The 20,038-nt window shown below is 68.9% G+C and carries 20 protein-coding genes; 12 read left to right on the plus strand and 8 right to left on the minus strand.

Annotated features, from left to right (window positions below; genetic code table 11):
- Position 1: 1 nt before the first annotated feature.
- Positions 2-421 carry a DUF5313 domain-containing protein gene (locus tag FHU31_RS22040; RefSeq protein ID WP_167162454.1) on the minus strand — a complete coding sequence of 140 codons (420 nt, stop codon included), beginning with the start codon at positions 419-421 and terminating at the stop codon, positions 2-4.
- A 74-nt stretch (positions 422-495) separates the two neighbouring features.
- Here FHU31_RS22040 and FHU31_RS22045 point away from each other — a divergent pair, with 74 nt between their 5' ends.
- Together FHU31_RS22045 and FHU31_RS22050 are read left to right on the plus strand one after the other, a co-directional pair.
- Positions 496-870: an ArsR/SmtB family transcription factor gene (locus FHU31_RS22045; protein ID WP_090354011.1), complete on the plus strand. Its 375-nt coding sequence runs from the start codon at positions 496-498 to the stop codon at positions 868-870.
- The gene (locus FHU31_RS22050) at positions 870-2,507 is read left to right on the plus strand and encodes a SulP family inorganic anion transporter (protein ID WP_167162457.1); all 1,638 of its coding nucleotides are present in this window, start codon (positions 870-872) and stop codon (positions 2,505-2,507) included. Before FHU31_RS22045 ends, FHU31_RS22050 begins: the two co-directional genes overlap by 1 nt.
- Positions 2,508-2,596: 89 nt before the next feature.
- On the opposite strand, the gene qcrB is transcribed toward FHU31_RS22050, so the two are convergent.
- Genes qcrB through ctaE form a run of 4 tightly spaced genes read right to left on the minus strand, consistent with a single transcriptional unit; the run spans position 2,597 to position 6,841 of the window.
- The gene (qcrB, locus tag FHU31_RS22055; protein WP_167162459.1) at positions 2,597-4,231 is read right to left on the minus strand and encodes a cytochrome bc1 complex cytochrome b subunit; all 1,635 of its coding nucleotides are present in this window, start codon (positions 4,229-4,231) and stop codon (positions 2,597-2,599) included.
- A complete protein-coding gene (gene qcrA / locus FHU31_RS22060) occupies positions 4,228-5,394 on the minus strand; it encodes a cytochrome bc1 complex Rieske iron-sulfur subunit (protein ID WP_167162460.1) in 1,167 nt (388 codons plus the stop codon). Before qcrA ends, qcrB begins: the two co-directional genes overlap by 4 nt.
- Positions 5,391-6,203: a cytochrome bc1 complex diheme cytochrome c subunit gene (gene qcrC, locus FHU31_RS22065; RefSeq protein WP_167162462.1), complete on the minus strand. Its 813-nt coding sequence runs from the start codon at positions 6,201-6,203 to the stop codon at positions 5,391-5,393. The genes qcrA and qcrC overlap by 4 nt, the downstream gene beginning before the upstream one ends.
- 26 nt (positions 6,204-6,229) lie before the next feature.
- Positions 6,230-6,841, minus strand: coding sequence for an aa3-type cytochrome oxidase subunit III (gene ctaE / locus FHU31_RS22070; RefSeq protein WP_167162464.1), 612 nt, complete (start codon positions 6,839-6,841; stop codon positions 6,230-6,232).
- Between the two features lie 147 nt (positions 6,842-6,988).
- Between ctaE and trpD the strand changes: the two genes are divergently transcribed.
- Positions 6,989-8,059: an anthranilate phosphoribosyltransferase gene (gene trpD, locus FHU31_RS22075; protein WP_167162466.1), complete on the plus strand. Its 1,071-nt coding sequence runs from the start codon at positions 6,989-6,991 to the stop codon at positions 8,057-8,059.
- Here trpD and FHU31_RS22080 read toward each other — a convergent pair.
- A complete protein-coding gene (locus FHU31_RS22080; protein WP_263987747.1) occupies positions 8,043-9,827 on the minus strand; it encodes a DEDD exonuclease domain-containing protein in 1,785 nt (594 codons plus the stop codon). The genes trpD and FHU31_RS22080 overlap by 17 nt on opposite strands.
- 204 nt (positions 9,828-10,031) lie before the next feature.
- On the opposite strand from FHU31_RS22080, the gene FHU31_RS22085 reads away from it, so the two are divergent.
- From FHU31_RS22085 to FHU31_RS22100, 4 genes are all read left to right on the plus strand, one after another.
- Positions 10,032-10,238 carry a hypothetical protein gene (locus FHU31_RS22085; RefSeq protein WP_167162974.1) on the plus strand — a complete coding sequence of 69 codons (207 nt, stop codon included), beginning with the start codon at positions 10,032-10,034 and terminating at the stop codon, positions 10,236-10,238.
- Between the two features lie 148 nt (positions 10,239-10,386).
- Complete coding sequence (ripC, locus tag FHU31_RS22090) at positions 10,387-11,547, plus strand: peptidoglycan hydrolase RipC (RefSeq protein ID WP_167162468.1); 1,161 nt, start codon at positions 10,387-10,389, stop codon at positions 11,545-11,547.
- A gap of 1 nt (position 11,548) precedes the next feature.
- A complete protein-coding gene (locus tag FHU31_RS22095) occupies positions 11,549-12,349 on the plus strand; it encodes a peptidase (protein WP_208411298.1) in 801 nt (266 codons plus the stop codon).
- 10 nt (positions 12,350-12,359) lie between these two features.
- Positions 12,360-13,514: a glycosyltransferase family 4 protein gene (locus FHU31_RS22100; protein ID WP_167162472.1), complete on the plus strand. Its 1,155-nt coding sequence runs from the start codon at positions 12,360-12,362 to the stop codon at positions 13,512-13,514.
- Here the strand turns inward: FHU31_RS22100 and FHU31_RS22105 are convergent.
- The gene (locus tag FHU31_RS22105; RefSeq protein ID WP_167162474.1) at positions 13,511-15,292 is read right to left on the minus strand and encodes an AMP-dependent synthetase/ligase; all 1,782 of its coding nucleotides are present in this window, start codon (positions 15,290-15,292) and stop codon (positions 13,511-13,513) included. The two genes, FHU31_RS22100 and FHU31_RS22105, sit on opposite strands and share 4 nt — an antisense overlap.
- A 96-nt stretch (positions 15,293-15,388) precedes the next feature.
- Between FHU31_RS22105 and FHU31_RS22110 the strand changes: the two genes are divergently transcribed.
- From FHU31_RS22110 to FHU31_RS22130, 5 genes are all read left to right on the plus strand, one after another.
- A complete protein-coding gene (locus FHU31_RS22110) occupies positions 15,389-15,781 on the plus strand; it encodes a polyketide cyclase / dehydrase and lipid transport (RefSeq protein WP_167162476.1) in 393 nt (130 codons plus the stop codon).
- A gap of 38 nt (positions 15,782-15,819) precedes the next feature.
- Entirely contained in the window at positions 15,820-16,263 is a 444-nt protein-coding gene (locus FHU31_RS22115; protein ID WP_090353803.1) for an SRPBCC family protein, read from the plus strand.
- A 17-nt stretch (positions 16,264-16,280) separates the two neighbouring features.
- Positions 16,281-17,534 carry an ArsA family ATPase gene (locus FHU31_RS22120; protein ID WP_263987746.1) on the plus strand — a complete coding sequence of 418 codons (1,254 nt, stop codon included), beginning with the start codon at positions 16,281-16,283 and terminating at the stop codon, positions 17,532-17,534.
- Positions 17,531-17,911, plus strand: a complete 381-nt coding sequence (locus FHU31_RS22125; RefSeq protein ID WP_167162478.1) for a hypothetical protein — start codon at positions 17,531-17,533, stop codon at positions 17,909-17,911. Before FHU31_RS22120 ends, FHU31_RS22125 begins: the two co-directional genes overlap by 4 nt.
- Positions 17,912-18,013: 102 nt before the next feature.
- Entirely contained in the window at positions 18,014-18,715 is a 702-nt protein-coding gene (locus FHU31_RS22130) for a lysophospholipid acyltransferase family protein (RefSeq protein WP_167162480.1), read from the plus strand.
- A 9-nt stretch (positions 18,716-18,724) separates the two neighbouring features.
- Here the strand turns inward: FHU31_RS22130 and FHU31_RS22135 are convergent, their stop codons facing one another.
- On the minus strand, positions 18,725-19,966 hold the full coding sequence (locus FHU31_RS22135; RefSeq protein WP_167162482.1) for a glycosyltransferase 87 family protein: 1,242 nt from the start codon (positions 19,964-19,966) through the stop codon (positions 18,725-18,727).
- Positions 19,967-20,038 lie beyond the last annotated feature (72 nt).

A 20,038-nucleotide genomic window follows, 5' to 3' on the forward strand; every position in this document is an offset into this window, starting at 1 on the left:
GCTACACGTCGTGGCTGCTGGCGGGGCCCGTGCGGGGACCGTACCGCCGCTCGTAGGCCTCGTGGATGTGCGCGTTCTTCTTCCGGGACAGGGCGTCGACCAGGTGCGGATCGAGTCCGTGCTTGACGAGCATGTGCCGGCGCCAGATCTTGTTGAGGGCGTGCGAGAAGTACACGAACGGCAGGAAGATCGGCAGCGTCATGCTGGCGTGCAGGTACAGCGACATCGGGATGAACCAGATGGGCGCCAGGATGAAGATCGCCGGGATGGCGACCCTGATCATCATCCGCACCGTGGCCCCGGGCCCGGCCAGATCACGGGCGACCCACGCGCGCATCGAGTCGGGTAACCGTTTGCCGTAGCAGTACGCGACGTACTGCAGGGGGCCCGGCGTGCTGGATGAGGTCTGACCACGGGACATTTGGTCAGGGTAATGCGCGATATGATGAATTGCGAATTTACTCAATCCATAATCTGCAGGGGAGCGTGCACGTCGTGCCCGACAATGTCCTGGACGGTCCAGAGCGACCGCTCTATGAGATCAAGGCCAACCTGTTCAAGGCCCTGGCTCACCCGGCCCGTATCCGGGTGCTGGAAATCGTGTCCATGAGCGACGACCCGGTCCCGGTGAGTGCCATCCTGGGCGACACCGATATCGAGCCGACCGTGCTGTCTCAACACCTGGCCGTACTCAAACGCCACCACGTGGTCCAGGGCAAGCGGGTGGGTAACGCGGTGTACTACCAGCTGGCGCACCCCAAGGTCGCCGAGTTGCTGCGCATCGCCCGGGTCTTCCTCACCGATACTCTGGCCGCCCGGCGCGACCAACTCGATGTCGTGCAGTCACTGCCCCCCATCGGCACGCGCTGATGAGCCGGTGGGCGCCGGCCGTGCTGGGCTTGCTGCCGCGGCGCGGTGACTACGCCGGCCTGTCCCGTTCCTGGCGCCGCGATGTGTTCGCCGGTCTCACCGTCGGTGTGGTCGCGCTACCGCTGGCGCTGGCCTTCGGCATCAGTTCGGGTGTGGGAGCCGCCGCAGGCCTGGTCACCGCGGTCGTGGCGGGGGTGGTCGCGGCGGTGTTCGGCGGTTCGCACGTACAGGTGTCCGGGCCGACCGGGGCCATGGCGGTGGTCCTCGCGCCCATCGTCACCCAGTACGGGGTGAGCAGCGTCGCCCTGGTCACCGTGCTGGCCGGCGTCGTCGTGGTGGTCGCGGGGATCGCCGGGCTCGGACGGGCGGTGACGTTTCTGCCCTGGCCGGTGGTCGAGGGCTTCACCCTCGGCATCGCCGTCATCATCTTCCTCCAGCAGGTCCCTTCCGCGATCGGACAACCGGTACCTCCGGGCGAGTCACCCCTGGCTGCGGCGGCCACCGTGCTGGCCAGGATCGATCCGGCGACGGCCGTCCCTGCGGCGGCGGTGGTGGCGCTGGTCGTGGGTCTGATGCTGCTCCTGCCGAAGCTGCATCCGGCGGTGCCGGCATCGCTGCTGGCCGTGATCGCGGCCACCGTCCTGGTCGCCGTCTGCGGGCTGTCGGCCGCCCGAATCGGCGCGCTGCCGGCGCAACTGCCGACCCCGGTGTGGCCGCACACCGACCTGGGGGCGCTGCGCGACCTCGCCGGGGCCGCCCTGGCGATCGCCGCACTCGCCGCGATCGAATCTCTGCTCTCGGCGCGGGTCGCGGCGACCATGTCACCGACCGGGCCCTATGACCCCAATCGGGAGTTGTTCGGCCAGGGGCTGGCCTCCATCGCCTCCGGCGTATTCGGCGGTATGCCCGCCACCGGCGCGATCGCCCGCACCGCGGTCAACGTGCGCTCCGGCGCGCGCACCCGGGTGGCGGCGATCGTGCACGCGGTGCTGCTGCTGGCGGTGGTCTACCTGGTCAGCGGTCCGGTCGGGGCGATCCCGCTGGCTGCGCTGGCGGCCGTGCTGATGGTGACCGCATTCCGGATGGTCTCGTGGCCCACGATTGCGCGCATTGTGCGGTCCACCCGTTCCGATGCCGTCACCTTCGCGCTGACGGCACTGGTGACCGTCTGCTTCGATCTGATCGAAGCCGTCGAGATCGGTATCGCCGTCACCGCCGTGTTCGCGCTGCGCAGCCTGGCCCGACGCAGCAGCGTCACCCGGGAGGACCTCCCCGGCCCGGCCCAACCCGGTGACGAACGGATCGCGCTGCTCCGGCTCGACGGTGCGATGTTCTTCGGTGCCGCAGAACGGATCTCGGCCACCATCATCGATGACCGCCACCCCGACACCTCGGTGGTGATCATCCGGCTGTCCCAACTGGGGATGCTCGATGCCACCGGCGCGAACACCCTGGCCGAGATCGCGCGTGAACTCGAATCCCGCGGTATCACCGTCATCATCAAGGGCATCCGTCCCGAGCATCGAGAGCTGCTCACCAATGTCGGGGTCATCGAGGCCCTGCGGCACGAGAATCACTTGGTCGACGACCTCGATGAGGCCGTCGCCCACGCGCGCACCCACGTCACCGCGCAGTAGCGTTCCCACCCCGGGGGAGGGGAGTGGTGGTCCGCCAAAGCAGAAGGGCCCGCACAGCTTTCGCTGTGCGGGCCCTTCGCTTCGTACTTCTAGTGGTGCCCGTTGGATCCGTTGCTACCGGTGCCCTGATGCTCCCGCAAGGCGGTCAGCGCCCTGTGCTCGGCGGCGTGGGCCGCCTCGGCGAGCGCATCGTTCTCCTCGATGGGATCGGGGATCAGGAAGCTGCCGGTACCCGGCGCTCCGGCGGAGCCCAGCTTGTTCATCTTCTTGGGCAGCGCTGCGCCCTGGTACTCCAGCGGAATCGGGTGTCCGTGGTCGTCGACCGGGCCGAGCGGCTGATGCAGCTCGATGTAGGCACCGTGCGGCAGCCGCTTGATGATGCCCGTCTCGATACCGTGCTCGAGCACCGCGCGGTCGCTGCGCTGCAAACCGATCGCCCAGCGGTAGGCGATGTAGTAGACGATCGCGGGCAGCACGACCATGCCGATGCGGCCGATCCACGTCGTCGCGTTCAGCGAGATGTGGAACTTCAGCGCGATGATGTCGTTCATCGCCGCCAGCGTCAGCAGCATGTAGAACGAGATCGCCATCGCGCCGATGGCCGTGCGGACCGGTGCGTCACGTGGACGCTGCAGCAGGTTGTGGTGGGCGTCGTCCCCGGTGAACTTCTTCTCCAGGAACGGCCACGCGATCAGCAGACCGAAGATCACACCCATCAGGACCGCGACACCGAACACCGCGGGGATGGTGTGGCCGAACGGGTAGAACTCCCAGGGCGGCCAGATACGCGCCAGGCCCTCTGTCCACATCATGTAGAAGTCGGGCTGGCTACCCGCGGACACCTGAGACGGTTTGTACGGGCCGAGCTGCCAGATCGGGTTGATCTGCAGCAGGCCGCCCATCAGCCCCAGCATGCCGGTGATGATGGCGAAGAACGCACCGGACTTCACCGCGAAGACCGGCATCACGCGCACGCCCACCACGTTGTTCTCGGTGCGGCCGGGGCCGGGGAACTGGGTGTGCTTCTGGAACCAGAGGATCATCATGTGCGCGGCGATCAGCGCCAGGATGATCGCCGGGATCAGCAGGATGTGCAGGGCGTACATGCGCGGAATGATGATGTTCCCGGGGAAGTCACCGCCGAACAGCGCCCAGTGCATCCAGGTGCCGATGACCGGGATACCCAGGGTGATCGAGCTCAGCGCGGCACGCAGGCCGATGCCGGACAGCAGATCGTCGGGCAGCGAGTAACCGAAGTAGCCCTCGAACATCGCCAGGATCAGCAGCAGCGAGCCGATGACCCAGTTGGCCTCACGCGGGCGGCGGAACGCACCGGTGAAGAAGATGCGGGCCATGTGCACCATGATCGACGCCGCGAACAGCAGTGCCGCCCAGTGGTGGATCTGGCGGACGAACAGGCCGCCGCGCACCTCGAAGCTGATCTCCAGCGCCGACTCGTAGGCCCGCGACATCTGGACACCGCGCAGCGGCTGATAGACGCCGTTGTAGGTGACCTCGGCCATCGACGGATCGAAGAACAGCGTCAGGTAGACACCGGTGATCAGCAGGACGATGAAGCTGTACAGCGCGATCTCACCCAGCAGGAAGGACCAGTGGGTGGGGAACACCTTGTTCAGCTGGCGGCGGGCCGCGGCGGAGGGATGGAACCGCGAGTCAATCGCGTCGCCCTGGTGGGCGGCGAGCTTGGCAAGGTCAGGGCTCATGATTTGCGCTCCCAGAATGCCGGGCCGACAGGTTCGATGAAGTCGCCATTGGCGACCAGATAGCCGTCTTTGTCGATGGTGATCGGCAGCTGTGCCAGCGCCCGTGCGGCCGGACCGAAGATCGGCCGCGCGAAATGCAGTGCATCGAACTGCGATTGGTGACACGGGCACAGGATGCGGTAGGTCTGCTGCTCGTACAGCGACGAGGGGCAGCCCAGGTGCGAGCACACCTTGGTGAACGCGAACAGCTCACCGAAGTTGAAGCTCTCCTGGCCTTGCCGCTTGACCACCTTGTGCATGTCATTGGGCTTGATGCGGATGAGCATCACCGGGTTGCGGACACCCAGGGCGATCTCGCCGAGCTTCTCGTGCGATTCCACCGTGGTGCCGTCACCATCGGATTCGCGCCACGGGAACACCGTCTCCATACCGCCGGCGTCGATGTCCTCCGGGCGCATCTTCACGAACGGCGACTCGCCGGGCAGGCCCGTGGCACGGGCCAGGAAGATCGTCTCGCCGGTGAACCGCGGGGTCCAGCCCGAGGTCCACAGCACAGCCTTCTTGCCTTCGGCGGTCTGCACCACCGGCTTCCACGGGTTCTTGATCAGACCGCCGGCGAAGGCGACCAGGGTGCCGAGCCCGAACGCGCCGAGGCCGATGCCCAACGAGAGCCCGACCAGCTTGCGCCGCTTGATGGTCGACGTCTCCAGGGCGTCACTCAGGTTGGCGGCGATGGTCTTGCGGTGCAGTTCCGGGGAGGCGCCGTCATGGCGGTCCTGGATGGTGATCTCTTCCGGGATGAACTTCTTCTGGTAGAGCACAGCGCCGACACCGATCGCCAGGATCGACAACCCGAACGTCAGGCCGTACAGGGGAGTGGCCATTGAATAGGCCCACTCGCCCTTGGACCCGTAGGGCTGGTACTCCCAGGGCCAGAACAAGAAGATGAGCAGCAGGGCCAGACCGGCGAACCCACCGAACAGCAGCCAGTACGAGACGGTGCGCGCGGCCCGCTTCTCGGCCTTGGTGCCCTCGATGGGCCAGCGCGGCTCCTTGTAGACGATCTCGACGCCGTCGAGCTTGCCGCCGAGCTCCAGGAGCTCCTCACGCGACATCTCGGCCAGCTGGGCGTCGGTCGGTATGTCAGGGGTGTTGGCGCTCATGCGCGGGCTCCGATCCACATCGCGACACCGATCGCGGCCACCATTCCGATGATCCAGATCGCCATACCTTCAGGCGCCGGACCGAATCCACCCAGTCCGTAGCCGCCGGGGCTGGGGGTGGCCGCAGCCTCCCGTACGTAGCTGACGATGTCGACCTTCTCCTGGGGGGAGAGCTGACGATCGGAGAACTTCGGCATGTTCTGCGGACCCGTGAGCATCGCGGTGAACACCTGCGCCGGGACCTTGGACGCCTCACCGAGATCGGGGGCGTACTTACCGGAGGACAGCGCACCGCCCTTGCCGGTGAAGTTGTGGCAGGACGCGCAGTTCAGCCGGAACAGGTCGCCACCGCGCGCGACGTCACCATTGAGCAGTGACTCGTCGGCGATGTGCCCGTTGGCATCCCGCGGTACGACAGGGCCGCCGCCGTTGGCTTGGACGTAGGCGCCCAGCGCGTCGATCTGGTGCTCGTCGAACACCGGGTCCTTGCGCGGGGCCTGGGCCTCGCCGCGCATCGCCGGCATACGGCCGGTGGAGACCTGGAAGTAGACGGCCGCCTCGCCGGCACCGATCAGGCTCGGGCCGCGGTCGGGCACACCCTGCAGATTGGCACCGTGGCAGCTGACACAGGACGTGTCGAACAGCTGCTTGCCGGTGCGCAGCAGTGCCGACTGTGACTCGTCGGCGACCGCCACCTGCGGGGTGGGGGTCAGCGTGGCCGCGACGGCGCCCGCGGCACCGAGGCCGACCAGCAGCAGCACTGCCGCTGACAGGCGCCGGTGCAACCGACGGCGTGACTTGGTGGTCATCGAACCCCTTCTCATCGGCGAGCCGGTCATCGGACGAAGTAGATGACGGCGAACAACGCGATCCACACGATGTCGACGAAATGCCAGTAATACGAGACGACGATCGCGGCCGTGGCCTGAGCCGGCGTGAACTTGCTCATCCGGGTTCGCGCGAGCAGGAAGACGAACGCGACGAGACCGCCGATGACGTGCAACCCGTGGAAGCCCGTCGCCAGGTAGAAGACCGAGCCGTAGGCGCTGCCCGGGATGGTCGTGCCGTGCTCGACGAGGTGGATGTACTCGTAGCCCTGGCCGCCGACGAAGAATGCGCCCATCAGGAGCGTGAGCAGGTACCACCGGCGCAGCCCGAACACGTCACCGCGCTCCGCCGCGAACACGCCCATCTGGCAGGTGAACGATGAGGCGATCAGCACGGCGGTGACGGGCACGGCCAGCCACAGGTTCAGTTCTGTGGGGGGCGGCGGCCAGACGCCGTGTGCTTGGGCCCGCGCAGTGAAATACATCGCGAACAGACCAGCGAAGAACATCAGTTCACTGGAAAGCCAGACGATGGTGCCGACACTGACCATGTTTGGCCTGTTCAGCGAATGTACGCGAGATGTGATCGCGGTTCCGGAGGTCCCTACAGCGCTCGTCACAGGTGCAAGTATGACGCTTTGTAGTTGATTAACTCCACCCGGGTTCCGAATTGGTCTCGATCGTGTCGGGCTCGGGTCGGGTACGTGTCATACCTGTCTCGTGATCGGGCCGCGGGAGCGTGCCCGACCGGGCGATAGCATCACCTGGTGCCTTCCGCAGAACCGCAACTCGACACCACCACGTGGCCTCAGATTCTGGGCCGGCTGACGACACACCAGGATCTGCTCCGGGGGCAAGCGGGCTGGGCGATGGACCAGATCATGACCGGCGCCGCGACACCCGCCCAGATCTCCGGGTTCGCCGTCTCGATGAAGATGAAGCGGCCCAACTCCGCCGAGGTCCGTGAACTGGCCGACACGATGCTCAAACACGCCCGGCGGCTGCCCTCGGGTGCGGTCGGTAACGACGCCGTCGACATCGTCGGCACCGGGGGCGACGGTTCCAACACGGTGAACCTGTCCACGATGGCCTCGATCGTCGTCGCCGCGGCCGGTGTGCCGGTGATCAAGCACGGCAACCGGGCGGCCTCGTCGTTGTCCGGCGGTGCCGACACCCTCGAAGCCCTCGGCGTCCGCATCGACCTGGGGCCCGAGGAGGTGGCGCGCAGTCTGAGCGAGGTCGGTATCGGCTTCGCCTTCGCTCCGCAGTTCCACCCGTCCTACCGGCACGCCTCGGTGGTGCGCCGCGAGATCGGGGTGCCGACGGTGTTCAATCTGCTCGGCCCGCTGACCAATCCGGCCTCGCCGAGGGCCGGATTGATCGGCTGCGCCTGGGGGGACCTGGCCGAGGTGATGGCCGGGGTATTCGCCGCGCGGGGATCCAGCGTGCTGGTGGTGCACGGCGACGACGGTCTCGACGAGTTGACCACCACCACGACCAGCACCATCTGGCGGGTGCAGGCGGGCACGGTGGAGCGGCTGACGCTCGACCCCGCCGCGTTCGGCTTCCAGCGGGCCGATCTCAGCGAGCTCATCGGCGGGGACGCCGAGGCCAATGCCGCGTCGGTGCGCTCGGTGCTGGGCGGGGCGACGGGGCCCGTGCGTGACGCGGTCGTGCTGAATGCGGCCGGCGCGATGGTGGCGCACGCCGGACTGTCCGGCGACGCCAAGTGGGTCCCGGCTTGGGAGACCGGTCTGCGTCGTGCCGCCGAGGCGATCGATTCCGGTGCGGCCGAGCAGCTGCTGGCCAAGTGGGCCAGGTTCACCCAGAAAGCTTGACGGCAGCGGTCTTTCGGGCCGGCGGGTCGATTCCGAACCGGTCGTCGGCGAGGCCGGCGCCGTCCTGCTGCTGTGCCGCCAGCCGGGCCGACCGGGCCGCCGCGGCCCAGTCGGCCCAGCGGGCGGCGGACCCGACGGGGCTGGCATAGCCGGGTTGGGCGCGCACCATGCGCACGCCGGGACCGGCCAGCCAGCGGGCGATCAGTCCGGTCTCCTCGACCAGAGCCCCGCCCAGTGGTGCCGATTCCGGCAGAATCGTCTGTGCCGCAGCGCAAATGGCGTCCACCACGGGCATCGGGGGTACGCCGCGGCGCGCACATCCGGCCGACGCCAGCTGTCCGTGCCGGATGACCGCCAGCTCCCAGCCGCCGCGGCCGTCGGGCCGGGCGGCGACCAGTTCGTCGACGGCGGCCAACGCCTGCAGCCGCTGGCCGCGGCACACCACCTCCACCGCGTCGGCCGTATGGTCGCGCAACCGGGCGGCACTCTCGTACCGGTGCAGGCCGGCCAGCGCGTCGATCTGGGCCAGCAGGGTGCCGAACGCCGAACTGTCGGTGCCCTCGATGAGCGCGGCGGCCGCCCGGGGTGCCGGGGCGTAGCCGGCGGCGTCGGCGCCGCGCGGGGCAGGGCACGGGGCCAGTTCGTGGTCGGCGCAGGTGTGCGCGGCGGTTCGGGACAGCCGCGCCGTACAGGTGCGCACACCCGTCCCGCGGGCCAGGATCTCCGCGGTCTCGGCGGCGTCGCCACGCGCGCTGAACGGGCCGAGCGCGCGGGCGCTGCGCGGTGCCCGGACGACCGAGAAACGCGGAAACGCCTCATCGGTGAGCACGATCCACCACCACCGGCGGGGGAACTTGGAGCGCCGGTTGTACGGCGGTGCGTGCGCGGCCAGCAGCCGCAGCTCACGCACCCCGGCCTCCAGCTCGTGCGCGCACTCGACGTGGTCGACACGGGTGGCCAGCGCCACCATCTCTTTCATGCGAGTGCGGGGGTCGGCTCCGGTGAAGTACTGGCTGACCCGGCGGTGCAGGTCCACCGCGGTGCCGATGTAGAGCACCTCGTCGCCCGGGCCGCGGAACAGATAGACCCCGGGCTTGCCGGGAATGCCGGTGGCCAGATGGCGCTTGCGGCGCTGGGGTGCGGCCTTGTCGGGCAGGTACGCGCGCAGTTCCGGGTAGGTGCGCACACCTTGGTTGCCGACCCGCTCGATGAGACCGTGCAGCACGTCGACGGTGGCGCGGGCGTCGTCGAGCGCGCGGTGGGTGGGGGTGGTGGCGGCGCCGAACAGCCGGGCCAGCGCCGAGAGCTTGACGCTGGGCGCCTCGTCGCGGGTGAGCACCCGGCGTGCCAGTCGCACGGTGCACAGCACCGGCGGGCGCGGCCAGGTGAGCCCCAGCCGCTCGGCCGCGGCCCGCAGGAACCCGATGTCGAACCCGGCGTTGTGGGCCACCAGCACCGCGCCGCGGGCGAACTCCAGGAAGGCCGGTAGCACGCTGTCGATCCGCGGGGCGTCGTGCACCATCGCCGAGGTGATGCCGGTCAGCGCGACGATCTGCGGCGGGATGGCCCGGCCCGGGTCGACGAGCGTGGCCAGTTCACCGAGCACCACACCGCCGCGCACCTTGACCGCGCCGATCTCGGTGATGGCGTCATGGCCGTCGCCGGCGGCCCGTCCGCCGGTGGTCTCCAGATCGACCACGACGAAGGTGGTGTCGGCCAGCGCGATATCGGCGAGCGGCTCGACATCGGCGAAGCTCAGCTGCGACACAGGGGTGACGGTATCTGGGTACACCGACGAGCGGCGGGATCTGTCGGTACCCCTCGTTACGGTGCGGCACAGAGCGAGAAAGTCATCGCTGACCGAAAGAAAGATATGAGAGGGCGTGCCGTGAAGCCTGTAGAGCAGCCAACCGGGGAGACCGGGGACCGCCGGCCGGATCCGAGTGCCGGTCCGGACCCGGACACCGGCACGGTGGTGATCGACTGCGATGACTGCGCGGTGCGTGGTCCCGGATGTCAGGACTGTGTGGTCAGCGTGCTGCTCGGTGTTCCTGAAACTTTGCTGGACGACGAACGTCGGGCGCTGGAGGTGCTGGCCGACGCCGGTCTGGCGCCGCGGCTGAGGCTGGTGCCGATCCGACGGTCGGAGGACAGAGGTGGTAGAACAGGTGTGGCGTGATGACACGCACACTCTGCGGAGGCAAAAATTCATCCCGACGGACTGTTAAATTTGCGTCTCCTGTTGGACAAGCTCGATGCCGTTTCGTAACCTGTCTGAGACCTAATTGAGTTCGAGCGGATCGTAAGCAGTTTAAGGACGCAAAACCTTGAGGCCTGATCGCACACACCGACCAAAGCGTGGCGTCAAGAGAGCCCTAGTCGGTGCGTTAGCGAGCCTGACCGTCCTCGGTAGCCTCCTTGCCGGGGGTGTGCACGCCGATCCGGCCGACGATGCGCTGGCAAAGCTCAACGAACTTTCTCGGCAGGCCGAATCGACCACCGAGGCCATGCACGCGGCACAGCTGGATCTGGACAACAAGCTGGCAGCGCAGCATGCCGCTGAGGCCAAGCACGCATCCGACCTCGCCGCCGCCGATACCGCCAAGGCTGCGCTGGCAACGTTCCAGACCTCGGTCAACAGGGTTGCTGCCGCCCAGTACATGGGTGGCCGGACGGACGGCCTGGACGCCATGCTGACCGCCAGTTCGCCGCAGGGGCTGATCGACCAGCTCGCCGTGCAGCGGGTGATGGCCACCGAGATGTCGGCGCAGATGCAGAACTTCCGGACCACCAGCCTGCGGGCCGCGCAGGCCGAGACGGCCTCGGCGCAGTCGGCCGCCGATGCCAAGACGGCCGCCGAGCAGGCCGCCGCGGTGCGCGCAGATCTGCAATCCAAGCAAAGCAAATTGCAGGTCCAGATCGCCGTCGTCAAGTCCCAGTACCAGGTGCTCACCCCGGCGCAGCGAGAGGCGCTGGCCGCCATTCCGCCCGCGCCCGCCGCGCCGGCGCCGGCCGACGTGCCGCCGCCCGCAGCGTTGCCGGGACAGGATCCCGCCATCCTCGCCGCGCCCCCGGAGGGCATCCCGCCCGGCGATATGGCGCCGCCGCCGGACGGTGCGGTGGTGCCCGGTGTCAGCGGTACCAACGAGGGCATGGCCGCCGTGCAGGCCGCGCTGACCCGGATCGGTTCGCCCTACTCCTGGGGTGCCGAGGGGCCCGGCGCCTTCGACTGCTCCGGACTGGTCAAGTGGGCCTTCCAGCAGGCCGGTGTCTCCTTGCCGCATTCCAGCTACGCGCAGGCCGCCGGTGGCCAGCCGGTCTCGACCGACCAGATGCAGCCCGGTGACGTCATCTCCTACTACTCGGATGCCTCCCACGTCGGCATCTACATCGGCGACGGCATGATGGTGCACGCATCGACCTTCGGTGTGCCCGTCCGCGTCGCGCCGGTCAACAACGCGCCGATCTACAACGTCCGCCGTTACTGACCTGACCCGGCGGGCGGCGGCCCTCCTGCTCCTGGTTGTCGGGGTCCTGTCGGCCGGGTGCCAGCAGCCCGGTGGCCCGCCGGCCACGTCATCGACAGCGCCGGCCGCGGCCGATACGCAGCCGCTGCCCTTGGCCTTGCCCCTCTCTGACGGCCGCACCGCACACCTGCGCGGTCTCGGCGGCGCCCGCACCCAGCCGCTGCTGGATCGGATCGCCGGCGAACTCGACGCCGCCGCGGCGGCCGTCACCGCATTCTGGGGACCGGACTGGCCGCGGGATATCGTCGTGATCGCGACCGAGACCGATGAGCAGTTCCGGGTGCTGGGCTTCGACGGTCCCGATATCGCGGCCGCGACCACCGCCGACGGAATCGTGTTCGCGCCCGGGGCTGCCGCGATGAGTCCGGACTCCCTGCGGATCGTGCTGCGGCACGAGCTTTTTCACTATGCGGCGCGGGCACACACCGCTGCCGACGCCCCGCGCTGGCTCGCCGAGGGGGTCGCCGATTATGTGGGGCGGCCGGCCACTCCGGTACCCGGGCCGGGCGCCGCGGCCACGCTGGCGCGGCTGCCCACCGACGCCGACCTGGACGCCGTGGGGCCACAGCGCTCTGCCGCCTACGACCGGGCCTGGTGGTTCAGCCGCTATATCGCCGCCCGCTACGGCCCGGCCACGCTCAAAGCGCTGTACGTGCGGGCCAGCGAGCCCGGGCACCCGGACGTGGCGGTGGCGGTGGCCGACACCCTGGGCACCGGGCTGGACGGGGTACTGGCCGGCTGGCGGGACTGGATGAGCGGATAGCGTGGTCACGATGACTCGGGTTCTGCTGGTGACCAACGATTTTCCGCCGCGCCGCGGTGGTATCCAGTCCTATCTGGAGGCGTTCGTCGGCCAGTTGCTGCAGTCCGGCGGGCACGAGCTCACCGTCTATGCACCGAAGTGGAAGGGTGCTCCCGAGTACGACAGTGCCGCCGGGCAGCTCGGCTACGACGTGGTGCGCCATCCCACCACGCTGATGCTGCCCGAGCCGACGGTGGCCACTCGGATGCGCGCACTGATCGCCGAACGCGGTATCCAGACCGTCTGGTTCGGTGCGGCCGCCCCGCTGGCGCTGCTGGCCCCGCTGGCGCGCACGGCGGGGGCCGACCGGGTGATCGCCAGCACGCACGGCCACGAGGTGGGCTGGTCGATGCTGCCGGTGGCGCGGAATGCCTTGCGGCGCATCGGTAACGAGACCGACGTCGTCACCTATGTCAGCAACTACACCCGGGGCAGGTTCGCCTCGGCGTTCGGGCCCCAGGCTCGCCTGGAGCGGTTGTCACCCGGAGTGGACGTGGACCGCTTCGTGCCCGACTCGGTCGCCCGCGCCGAACTGCGGGCCCGGCACGGCCTGGGGGAGCGGCCGGTGGTGGTCTGCCTGTCGCGGTTGGTGCCGCGCAAGGGTCAGGACATGTTGATCCGCGCGCTGCCCGCCATCCGCGACGCCGTACCGGGCACCGCCCTGGTCGTGGTGGGTGGCGGGCCCTATCGGGACACCCTGCACACGCTGGCCCGCACGGTCGGGGTCGCCGACGACGTGGTGTTCACCGGCGGAGTCCCCGGCGAGGAACTGCCCGCCTATCACGCCATGGCCGACGTGTTCGCGATGCCGTGCCGCACCCGGGGCGCCGGTCTGGACGTCGAGGGACTGGGCATCGTCTACCTGGAAGCCTCCGCATGCGGGGTGCCCGTGGTGGCCGGCCGCTCCGGGGGTGCACCGGAGACGGTGCGCGACGGGGAGACCGGTGTGGTCGTCGACGGCACCGACGTGGCCGCCATCGCGGCTGCGGTCAGCGGTGTGCTGGCCGACCCGGATGCCGCCGCGGCGATGGGCGCCGCGGGTCGGCAGTGGGCCGTGCAGAACTGGCAGTGGAGCGCCCAGGGGGCGCGCCTGCACCGGCTGCTGAGTGGCGCCGAACCGGGTTAGGAGTACAGCGCTTCGATATCGGCGGCGAACTTCTCCGCGACCACCTTGCGCTTCACCTTGAGCGTCGGGGTGAGTTCGCCGGTGGCCTCCGTGAAATCGACCGGCAGGATCCGGAACTTGCGGATCGCCTCGGCCTTGGACACCGTCTGGTCGGCGTCGTCGACGGCCGACTGGATCTCGGCGACCAGGTCCGGATCGTCGGCCAGGTCGCCGACCGTGGCGGCGGCATCCTTGCCGTTGCGCTGCTTCCAGCCGGGGAACGCCTCCGGGTCGATGGTGATCAGCGCGGCGATGAACGGCTGCTGGTCGCCGACGCACATGGCCTGACTGATCAGCGGGTGGGCCCGCAGCCGGTCCTCCAGTGCCGCGGGCGCGACGTTCTTGCCGCCGGCGGTGACGATGATCTCCTTCTTGCGGCCGACGATGGTGAGGAACCCGTCGTCGTCGATCGCGCCGAGGTCGCCGGTGTGGAACCAGCCGTCGGTGAAGGCGTCGTTGGTGGCCTCCTCGTTCTGCCAGTAGCCGCTGAACACCACGCCGCCCGAGACCAGCACTTCGTCATCGTCGCCGAGTCGCATGCTGTTGCCCGGCAACAACTTTCCGACCGAACCGACCTTGAGCGCGCCGACCTGGTTGACGGTGATCGCCGCGCTGGTCTCGGTCAGGCCGTAGCCCTCGTAGATGGTCAGCCCGACACCGCGGTAGAAGTGCCCGAGCCGCGCGCCCAGCGGCGCGCCGCCGGAGATGGCGGCGTGGCAGTCGCCGCCCAGCGCGTCGCGCAGCTTGCCGTAGACCAAGGCGTCGAACACCGCGTGTTTGGCCTTGAGCAGCAGGCCGGGCCCACCCGTGTCCAGGGCTTTGCTGTACTCGATCGCGGTGTCGGCGGCCGGTCCGAAGATCCAGCCCTTTCCGCCGTCGCGGGCGTTCTGCTCGGCGGTGTTGTAGACCTTCTCGAACACCCGTGGCACCGAGACCACCAGGGTCGGCTTGAACACCCCGAACGTCGGCACCAGGTTCTTGATATCGCTGGTGAAGCCGAGGGTGACCTTGCCGGTGAAGGCCGCGACGGTGATGGCCCGCGCCAGCACGTGCGCCAGCGGCAGGAACACCAGCATCCGCTCGCCCTTGGTCAGCAGATCGGGGAAGCAGGCCTTGGCGCCGTGGATCTCCGAGAGGAGATTCGCGTGGGTCAGCTGGCAGCCCTTGGGCAGGCCGGTGGTGCCCGAGGTGTAGATCAGGGTGGCCGGGTCCGAGGATTTGATGGCCGCGCGGCGGGCGTCCAGTTCGGCGGCGTCGACGCCGACACCCGTCTCGGCCAGGGTGTCCAGCGCTTCGACGCGCAGCACCTTGCGCAGCTGGGGCAGGGTGTCCCTGATCTGCTCGACGGTGGCGGCGTGCCCGTCGGTCTCGGCGAACACCAGCACCGCCGAGGAGTTGTCCAGCACGTGGCGGACCTGCTCGGCCGCCGACGTCTCGTAGATGGGCACGGTGACCGCTCCGATGGACAGGATGGCGAAGTCGAGGATCGGCCACTCGTAGCGGGTGGCGGACAGGATCGCCACCCGGTCGCCGGCCTGTACGCCTTCGGCAATCAAACCCAAAGCGGCAGAACGAATCTGGGCAGCTACCTGGGCGCAGGTGACATCGGTCCAGCCGGCGCCGGTCTGGCGCTGCAGGATGACATGGTTCGGATCATCCCGCTCGTGCGCGTAGACGGCGTCGACGACGGTGTCGCTCGCGCCGATCTGAAACGTTGCCGGAACGCTGTACTCACGCACGATCTTGGCCCCTCTAGGTCCGTGGCGGAACTTCCGCGCGACAGCCTAGTCGCCCGCTTCGGACCGGCGGTACCGCGTGTGTGATGCTGGTCAGCCATGAGCAGCGTGCAGATCTCTGACGAGACCTTCGTATGCGCCGATCCCGACGATGTCGGGCGTGCGGTGAACGACCCGGCGAGCTGGCGCCGCTGGTGGCCGGATCTGCACCTGACCGTCGTCGAGGACCGCGGCCCGGTCGGGGTGCGCTGGACCGTCACGGGTGCACTGACCGGCACCATGGAGGTCTGGCTGGAAACCATGATGGACGGCGTCATCCTGCACTATTTCCTGCATGCCGAGCCGGCCGGCGCCGCCGCCCACGAGGTGGCCCGCTTGGATCTGGCCAAGCTCAACCACGTTCGCCGGGTCGCCGGCAAGAACATGGCCTTCGAGGTCAAGACCCGGCTGGAGCAGCACCGGCCGGTCGGGGTGTCACGGCTGGCCCGATAGCGAGCAGCCCGTTCGGCGGTGCGGGTACATTTCTGTGCGTGGCAGAGAAGACGGCTCAGACGATCTACATCGATGCCGATCCCTCGACGGTGATGGACGTGATCGCCGATATCGGCTCGTACCCGGAATGGGTGGCCGAGTACAAGGAAGCGGAAGTGCTCGACGCCGACGGCGAGGGTAATCCCAAGACGGCCCGCCTGGTGCTCGACGCGGCGGTGCTCAAGGACACCATGGTGTTCGCCTACCAATGGCCCGCCGACCGTACATCGGTGACCTGGACCCTGGTGTCCAGTTCGCTGCTGCGTGGCCTGGAGGGGGCATACAAGTTGTCGCCCAAGGGCTCTGGGACAGATGTCACCTATGAGCTGTCCGTCGATCTGTTGATCCCGATGATCGGCCTGCTCAAGCGCAAGGCCGAACGCCGACTCACCGACACCGCGCTCAAGGACCTCAAGAAGCGAGTCGAGGTGGGTGTGAGCTGAATGGTGAGCAAGCACCCGTGCCCGCCCGGATCAGCCTGTTCGTCGGCAAGGGTGGGGTAGGCAAGTCCACGTTGGCCACCGCCACCGCCGTTCGTGATGCGCGCAGCGGGCAGCGGGTGCTGATCGTGTCGACCGACCAGGCGCACTCCACCGGCGACGTGCTCGGCGTAGCCGTGATCCCCACCGGCGAGCGTGCGCCCACCCGGGTGCTCGCCGACCTGGACGCCGGGGTCGCGGATTCCTCCGGGGGGCACCTCGATGCGCTGGCCCTGGACACGCTGGCCCTGCTGGAGAACCGCTGGCGTGACATCGCCGGTCTGCTCGCCGACCGCTTTCCCGAATCAGATCTGGGAAATGTTGCCCCCGAGGAACTTTCGGCGCTGCCCGGAGTCCAGGAAGTACTCGGCCTGTACGAGGTGGGGGAGCTCGCGGACTCGGGTCGCTGGGATCACGTGGTCGTGGACTGCGCCTCCACCGCCGACGCGCTGCGGATGCTCACCCTGCCCGCGACGTTCGGCCTGTACCTGGAGCGGATGTGGCCTCGGCACCGGCGCCTGTCCCCGTCGAGCACCGACCCGGTATCGGCGGGTGTGGTCATGTTGGTCGAGCGGGTCGCCGCGGGCACCGAGTCGCTGTCGGCGCTGCTCGCAGACGTCGAGCGGGTGAGTGCCCACCTGGTGCTCACCCCGGAGCGGGTGGTGGCCGCGGAGGCGGTCCGCACCATCGGGTCGTTGGCCCTGATGGGTGTGCGGGTGGCCGAACTGCTGGTCAATCAGATTTTGGTGCAGGACGATTCATTCGAATACCGGAACCTGCCCGAACATCCCGCGTTCGACTGGTACACCGAGCGGATCGCCGAGCAGCGCACCGTCCTGGACGAGCTGGATGCCGCCATCGGTGACGTGCAGCTGGTGCTGGTGCCGCATCTGGCCGGTGAACCGATCGGGCCCAAAGCGCTCGGTGAACTGCTCGACGGGGCCCGGCGGCGCGACGGTGCGCCACCACCGGGACCATTGCGGCCGGTGGTGGACCGGGAATCGGGAACTGGGCTCGAAGCGGTGTACCGGATGCGGCTAGAGTTGCCGCAGGTGGATCCGGGCTCGTTGACGCTCGGCCGAGTCGATGACGATCTGATCATCGGTTCAGGCGGTCTGCGCCGCCGGGTGCGGCTGGCGTCGGTCCTGCGGCGTTGCCTCGTCATCGATGCGCAACTGCGCGGCACCGAACTCACGGTGCGATTCCGCCCCGATCGAAAGGTGTGGCCGGCGTGACTGGGGTGCACCACGATCTCCCTCCCGAACTGCGGCAGCTGGCGCAGACGATCCTGGACCGCCTGGACCCGGCGGTGCGGGTGGCGGCTGCGCGCGCCGCGTCCGCCGGTGCCGCCCAGGGACAGTGCCAGCAGGTGTGGTGTCCGGTCTGTGCGCTGGCCGCGCTGGTCGCCGGCGAACAACATCCGTTGCTGTCGGTCATCGCCGAGCACAGCGTCGCCCTGCTCACCATCGTGCGGGCCATGGTCGCCGAGCCCTGCGCCGAACCCACCCCGCCGCCACCGGACGACCCGTCGGGCCCGCCGCGGCACGGCGGTGACCCGGACCCGGCCCCGTCGGGTCGCTACGAGCACATCCCGGTGAGCTTCCAGGAGTGACGCGGGCGCCGACGAACTCTCAGGCCGCTGTGTGGTCGTCGCAACATTGCGTGGGTAAAGTTGTCGCGGAACGCTCGTCGGGGCGTCGGCGCAGGAGGGTCCATGTTTTTCTGGTTCTACAAGCACATCCTGATGGGCCCCCTGCTGCGCTTGCTGGGCAGGCCGAAAGTGCAGGGGCTGGAATATGTTCCGGATTCGGGAGCGGTCATCCTGGCCAGCAACCACCTCGCCGTCGCGGATAGTTTCTACCTGCCGCTGGTGTTCCGGCGCCGGATCACCTTCCTGGCCAAGTCCGAGTACTTCACCGGCACCGGTCTCAAGGGCAAGCTGACCAAGTTCTTCTACTCGTCGACCGGGCAGGTGCCGATCGACCGCACCGACGCCGATTCCGCCGCCGCCGCCCTGACCACCGCCCAGCGCATCCTCGCCGAGGGCAAGCTGCTCGGGATGTACCCCGAGGGCACCCGATCACCGGACGGCCGGCTCTACAAGGGCAAGACGGGACTGGCGCGGGTGGCGCTGGAAAGCGGGATCCCGGTGATTCCGGTTGCGATGATCGGCACCGATTCCGTCAACCCGCCCGGCAGCAAGATGTGGCACTTCGGCCGCGTCGAGGTCCGCTTCGGCAAGCCGATGGATTTCAGCCGTTTCGAGGGGCTGGCCGGTAACCGGTTCATCGAACGCGCGGTCATCGACGAGGTGATGTACGAGCTCATGCGGCTGTCCGGCCAGGAATACGTGGACCTGTACGCCGCCGACGTCAAAGAGGGCAAGTGCCCGCAACCCGCCGCCAAAGCGGGCTGACACGCTGACCTACGTCGCCGCGGTGATCTGCGGGTCGGCGCCGACCGGTGCGACCGGCCGCTCCGCGAGGCGCGGCGCCACCGTTCCGGCCACCGCGATCATGGCCAGACCCCACCACAGGTAGGACGCGCCGAGCAGGCGGCGCCACAGCGAGGCCGCCGTCTCGTGGTGCTCGGGCATCAAGACGATCGGTGTCCACACCATCAGCGCGATCCCGACGGCGCCCACCAGGAGCAGCGGCGCCGAACGCCGGCGGAACCCGAGCACCGAGACCGTGAGCGTCGCCGGTAACACCCACACCCAGTGGTGCGACCAGGACACCGGTGACACCGCGAGCCCGAACAGGGCCACGCACATCAGGGCGAGCACCGGCTGGCCGGCCCGCAGCACCCGGTGGACGGCCCACACCGTCAGGCCGAGCACCGCGACACACGCCGCGGCCCACAGCACGAAGCGCTCGTCCTCGCCGATCCCCAGCCGGGCCAGCGTGCCCGAGATGTTCTGGTTGGTGTTCAGCGTCGCGTTGCCGATGCGGTCGGTGTCATGCAGCGTCTCGGTCCAATACGTCCACGAATCCCGCCACGCCAGGACGAATCCGACGACGGTGGCCGCGCAGGCCGATGCCACCGTCACCAGCACCGCGCGCGTATCGCGCCGCAACACGAAGTACAGCAGGAACACCGCCGGGGTCAGTTTGACGGCGATGGCCACACCGAGCAGCAGCCCGCGCGGCCACGGGGTCTTGCGCGGGACGCAGTCGGCGATCACCAGCGCCATCAGCACCACGTTGATCTGGCCGAAGGCGAAGTTGGACCGGATCGGCTCCAGGAAGACCACCGCCGGGGCCACCATCGCCGCGGCCAGCCAGACCCGGTGCTGCCACGTCGCGGCCACCTCCAGGCGGGTCAGCACGATGGTCATGGACACGATCAGCAGGACCAGCGTGGTCACGGTGATGGCCACACTGGCCGCGGGCAACGAGAGCCAGGCGAACGGGGCGAAGACGATCGCCGCCAGCGGGGGATAGGTGAACGGCAGGTCGAGGCCGGCCTGCGTCTGGAACTTGGTGCTGTCGGCGTACAGCGGGGTGCCGTTCAGCCAGGCCCGCCCGCCCATCCGGTACACGTCGATGTCGATGCGGTAGGGCTCGTGGCCGAGCAGGCGCCATCCGGCCCAGGCCAGGGCGGCCAGGATCAGCAGCTGGACCAACCGCCACGCCACAGTCGTCCGTAAACCCGCCTGAGTGCTCATCTCGTCCCCCAGCCTATCGGGGAGGTCCGGCACGCCGGACGGCGCAGGACGACTGGTGCCGCGTTTCGGTTG

Source organism: Mycolicibacterium fluoranthenivorans, from assembly GCF_011758805.1.
Taxonomy (GTDB): domain Bacteria; phylum Actinomycetota; class Actinomycetes; order Mycobacteriales; family Mycobacteriaceae; genus Mycobacterium; species Mycobacterium fluoranthenivorans.